Here is a 451-nt window from a genome sequence, read left to right as displayed (position 1 = left end):
GGGGCTCGAGATACGTCCGTTTCCGACGTGGCGGGCTTCTTCGCTTGCGGCGGAAACGCGGCGTCGTAACAGGCGAGCCGTCCGCTCGTGCTCTCGATCGCGCGGCAGTCCGGCTCTTTCGCGACAGCACCTTGCACGAATGTGCCAAGCGCCAATGCGACAATAAGCATTCTCATACGGGTATCTTTCCTCGCGGAGAATCCGGGCGCGCCGTTTGACGCCCCCGCGCTCCTCATGCCTCGAACTGGTCGAACTCGTCAGACAGCAGAACCCGGCCCTGCGGCGTGCATATCCGCACGTCGACATAGCCTTCCTGCAACAGCTCCCTCGCCTTCTTCAGAGCGGCGGCCGTCGTGGTGCGGGCCAGGCTGACGTAGCCGCTTTGATCGCGTCCGCTTACCAGATATTGGAGCGGCGTCCTATCCATGCAGAAAAGCCGCAGCAGCCACCA

General features: G+C 63.2%; 1 pseudogene. It reads right to left on the bottom strand.

The features are described 5' to 3' along the window. Nucleotides 1–232 precede the first annotated feature (232 nt). Nucleotides 233–451: pseudogene (locus O7A70_RS34045) on the bottom strand (hypothetical protein); the annotation flags it as partial.

Source organism: Mesorhizobium sp. Cs1299R1N1, assembly GCF_037179655.1.
In the GTDB taxonomy this organism is placed as follows: domain Bacteria; phylum Pseudomonadota; class Alphaproteobacteria; order Rhizobiales; family Rhizobiaceae; genus Mesorhizobium; species Mesorhizobium salmacidum.
This window is presented reverse-complemented; position numbering and strand designations above follow the sequence as displayed.